Origin of the sequence: Pseudomonas sp., from assembly GCF_040514055.1 — a bacterium.
In the GTDB taxonomy this organism is placed as follows: Bacteria; Pseudomonadota; Gammaproteobacteria; order Pseudomonadales; family Pseudomonadaceae; genus Aquipseudomonas.
Map to the genome: position 1 here is coordinate 1 of NZ_JBEVDL010000092.1, position 3,446 is coordinate 3,446.

At 64.8% G+C, this 3,446-nt stretch carries 4 protein-coding genes and 1 pseudogene; all 5 read right to left on the reverse strand.

Annotated features, from left to right (window positions below; all coding sequences use genetic code 11):
* A pseudogene (locus tag ABWY06_RS24215) lies at positions 1-326 on the reverse strand (threonine-phosphate decarboxylase); the annotation flags it as partial.
* Entirely contained in the window at positions 319-1,227 is a 909-nt protein-coding gene (cbiB, locus tag ABWY06_RS24220) for an adenosylcobinamide-phosphate synthase CbiB (RefSeq protein ID WP_353928143.1), read from the reverse strand. The pseudogene ABWY06_RS24215 and the gene cbiB, both read right to left, overlap by 8 nt.
* Positions 1,224-1,874, reverse strand: a complete 651-nt coding sequence (gene bluB / locus ABWY06_RS24225) for a 5,6-dimethylbenzimidazole synthase (RefSeq protein WP_353928144.1) — start codon at positions 1,872-1,874, stop codon at positions 1,224-1,226. Before bluB ends, cbiB begins: the two co-directional genes overlap by 4 nt.
* On the reverse strand, positions 1,871-3,199 hold the full coding sequence (locus ABWY06_RS24230; protein ID WP_353928145.1) for a cobyrinic acid a,c-diamide synthase CobB: 1,329 nt from the start codon (positions 3,197-3,199) through the stop codon (positions 1,871-1,873). Before ABWY06_RS24230 ends, bluB begins: the two co-directional genes overlap by 4 nt.
* Positions 3,196-3,446 (reverse strand): cob(I)yrinic acid a,c-diamide adenosyltransferase (locus ABWY06_RS24235; RefSeq protein WP_353928146.1); only part of this gene is annotated, 251 nt, incomplete at its 5' end. The genes ABWY06_RS24230 and ABWY06_RS24235, both read right to left, overlap by 4 nt.

The window sequence follows — 3,446 nt, forward strand, 5'->3', positions numbered from 1 at the left end:
ATGTAGCCGCTGCGGCGCCAGGCTTCGGCGTGCTCGGCGTAACAGGGTGACAGCACGCCGACCTTGCCGGCCCGGCGCAAACGCGGCAGCAGCTGGATTGCCATTTGCGAACCGGCCACTGGCAGCACCTGGGCAGCACCGTAATAATCGCAGGCAGCCTGCTCCAGGCCATCATCGCTTTCCGGCAGCCGCGCCCACGCTCTCAGCGGGATCTGCGGGATGGGAAACGGCCAGGGCGCCAGGCCAGTGGACAGGTCGAGCCAGTCGCCTTCGGCGATACCATAGTCGATTGCCGCTTTGCGTAAGCGCCCGCCGTGCTCAAGCATAAAACTCCGCCCCCACGCAGATAATCAACAACCACAACCATACCCCGCGCTGGACCAATTGCCAGCCACGGTCGATGGAATCCGCGTCCGCAGGTAAGCCCTCACCCAGTGGCGGGCGCTGGTGCAGCTCACCGTGGTAGATCGCCGCCCCGCCCAGCTCCACGCCCAGCGCGCCGGCACCTGCGGCCATGACCGGACCGGCATTGGGGCTGTCCCAGGTCGGCCCCTGGGTCCGCCAGCATTTGAGTGCCAGTCGGGTTTTGCCCAGCAAGGCGTAGGTGAACGCCACCAGCCGCGCAGGAATGTAGTTGAGAACGTCGTCGATTTTCGCCGCCGCCCAGCCAAACCGCTCGAAGCGTTCGTTGCGATAACCCCACATGGCATCCAAAGTGTTGCTCAAGCGGTAGAGCACCACCCCCGGCGCGCCAGCGACGACAAACCAGAACAAGGCGGCAAATACCGCGTCGCTACCGTTCTCCAGAACGGATTCGGTGGCCGCGCGGGCGACTTCGGTTTTATCCAGCTCGCTGGTCTGGCGGCTGACCAGGTAACCGACGCGAGTGCGCGCTTCATCCAGGTCATCGCTGCGCAAGGCCCTGGCCACCGGTTCGACGTGCTCGCCAAGGCTGCGCATGCCCAGTGCGCAATACAGTGCCAGGATCTCGACGATCCAACCCACCAATGGCGCCCAGGACAACGCGGTCGCCAGCAAGGTCAGCGGCACTACGGCGAGTACCCAGGCCGTCACGCCATGGCTGCGCCACCCTCTTCCACCACTGTTGAAGCGTTGCTCGATGCGATCGGCAAAGCGGCCGAACGCCACCAGCGGATGCCAGCGCCTGGGTTCGCCCAGCAGCGCATCCAGCCCCACCGCAGCGACAGTCAACAACGCCACACTCATTGACTCTCTCCCCAGACATTTTCATACAGCAATTCACCCAGCGGCCGCGACTGCGCCCAGCCTTCGAGAACCAGCATCGGCGCCGGATAAAATTCCTGCACCGGCCCCAGGCACAATACGGCCATCGGCTTTGCTCCCGGCGGCATGCCCAGCAGATCGGCCAGGGCTTGCGGCTCGAATAGCGAAACCCAGCCCATGCCCAGCCCTTCGGCACGGGACGCCAGCCACAGGTTCTGGATGGCGCAGGACAACGAGGCGATGTCCATTTCCGGCAAGGTGCGCCGGCCGAAGATGTGGCGTTCGCGATCATCCATCAGCGCGGCGACCAGCACTTCGGCACAGTCGTTGATGCCTTCGACTTTGAGCTTCATGAACTCGTCGGTGCGCTCGCCCAGGGCTTCGGCGGTGCGGATCCGCTCTTCTTCCACCAGGGCCTGGATTTGAGCGCGCACAGTGCGATCGCTGATGCGCAGGAACCGCCAAGGCTGCATCAGGCCGACACTGGGGGCCTGGTGCGCGGCTTCGAGCAGACGCCGCAGCAGCTCGGGCTCGACAGTGCCACCGCTGAAGTGGCGCATGTCGCGGCGTTCGGCAATGGCGCGGTAGACGGCGTCGCGTTCGGCCTGACTGAATGTGGCGTCGGTCATGGCCTTTTCGCGAGCAAGGCGCCCTCCCGGTCAGGCAAAAACAGTGCCGCCACCGCAACCGGATTCGACGGAAAATAAAAGTGCACATAAGAAGCCGTCATCCGCCCCTGACGATAAACCGCCTCCGCCCCACGCCCGCCATTCGGGCTCAGCCCACGGGCAATCGGTGCCAGCTCGGTGCTGGTCAGCGAGTGATGGTAGGTATGCCCACGTAACGCGCCCTCAGGCAGTTCCACCACCTGCAAGGCCAATGCAGCCAGGCGCTTTTGCATGACGGCATCTCCGGCCAGCAATCCCACCAGTTCGGCACGCGTGCCATCGACGTCGGTCAACGAATCGAGCAGATACAGCATCCCGCCGCACTCGGCCAGCAACGGTTTGCCCGCGCCATGGTGCGCGCGGATCGCCGCCAGCATCGAGGTGTTGCCAGCCAACGCCGCATGATGCAATTCCGGGTAACCGCCTGGCAGGTAAAGGCTGTCCGCCTCGGGCAACATGGCATCACGAATCGGCGAGAAAAACCGCAGCTCGGCGCCCATCGCCCGCAGCAGGTCCAGGCTCGCACCATAGGTAAATGCAAAGGCCTCATCACGGGCCACGGCGATGCGCACGCCTGCGAGCAAGGGTTCGGCAACAACCAGATCAGGCGCGGCAAATTCCACCGCCGGTGGCAACGCTACTTCACAACTGCTGGCCAAGGCATTCGCGGCGGCATCCAGGCGCAGGTCGAGGTCGTTCAACTCGCTGGCCTGCACCAGGCCGAGGTGACGACTGGGCAGCTCGATCCCGGTCTCCCGGGACAACGCGCCATACCAGCGCAACCCCTCCGTCAGGCTGCCTTCAAGCAACTGCGCATGGCGCAAGGTGCCCACGCGATTGGCCAGCACCCCGGCAAACGGCAAGTCCGCCTGATAGCGCGCCAGCCCCAGGGCCAGGGCGCCAAAGGTCTGCGCCATGGCGGTGCCGTCGATCACCGCCAGCACCGGCACGCCAAAATGCCGCGCAAGGTCGGCACTGGAAGGCGTGCCGTCAAACAGCCCCATGACCCCTTCGATCAGGATCAGGTCCGCCTCGCCAGCGGCCTCCCACAAGAGGCGTCGACTGTCCTGCTCGCCGACCATCCACATGTCCAGTTGATAGACCGGGGCACCGCTGGCGCGCTCAAGGATCATCGGGTCGAGAAAGTCCGGGCCGCACTTGAACACGCGCACCTTGCGCCCCTGGTTGCGATGCAACCTGGCCAGCGCAGCGGTCACGGTGGTCTTGCCCTGACCGGAAGCCGGCGCTGCAATCAATACCGCCGGGCAACAGCGAGGCTGACTCACAACTCGACGCCTTTTTGCGCCTTGATCCCGGCGTGGAACGCGTGCTTGACCACGCCCATCTCGGTCACGGTGTCGGCCAGTTCAATCATCTCCGGCTTGGCACCGCGACCGGTCACCACCACGTGCTGCATCGGCGGACGGGCCTGCAAGTCACTGAGCACCTGATCGAGGTCGAGATAACCGTGCTTGAGCGCGATGTTCAGTTCATCCAGCACCACCAGGCCGATCGAGGGGTCACGCAACAGTT

Coding starts and splice junctions, on each gene's coding strand:
- cbiB (WP_353928143.1), bottom strand. CDS start 1,227: ATGAGTGTGGCGTTGTTGACTGTCGCTGCGGTGGGGCTGGATGCGCTG.
- bluB (WP_353928144.1), bottom strand. CDS start 1,874: ATGACCGACGCCACATTCAGTCAGGCCGAACGCGACGCCGTCTACCGC.